At 60.5% G+C, this 430-nt stretch carries 1 protein-coding gene; it reads left to right on the top strand.

From position 1 onward, the window contains the following. Positions 1-73: 73 nt before the first annotated feature. Positions 74-430, top strand: a 357-nt coding sequence (locus A3728_RS13210; RefSeq protein WP_443069431.1) for a hypothetical protein, incomplete at its 3' end; no start/stop codon positions are given.

Raw genomic sequence — 430 nt, 5'->3', positions numbered from 1 at the left:
CGTGCCACATTCTCAGACAATGATGGACACAATCGACCTTTAGGACAGGAGGAATCCTGACGAAAGGTCGATGATGAAAAAGGTCGCAATCGCATTCACGGTACTGCCGCTCGTTTTTGCGGGCGCAGGCTACGGCGCGGGCACCGTGCTGGCGCCTTCCCTCAGTGAAACCGCGACAAATAGCGAAGCCGCCAAGGCCAAACCCGGCGCGGAAAAGCACGCCGACGGTTACGGCGATGCAAAGGACGCCGTACAGGACCCGCGCGAGGACCGGACCATCGTGATGCTGGGTCAGGTCACCGTGCCTGTCGAAAAGGCGCGCAGCATATCCTACGTGGTGGCGGACTTCGCGCTCAAGATCACCGATCCGGTCATCGCCGCGGAATACAGCGATGCCGTGACCGCGATGCGGATTCGCGATTCGCTACTC

This window comes from Sulfitobacter sp. HI0040, assembly GCF_001634885.1.
GTDB lineage: Bacteria > Pseudomonadota > Alphaproteobacteria > Rhodobacterales > Rhodobacteraceae > Sulfitobacter.
This window is presented reverse-complemented; position numbering and strand designations above follow the sequence as displayed.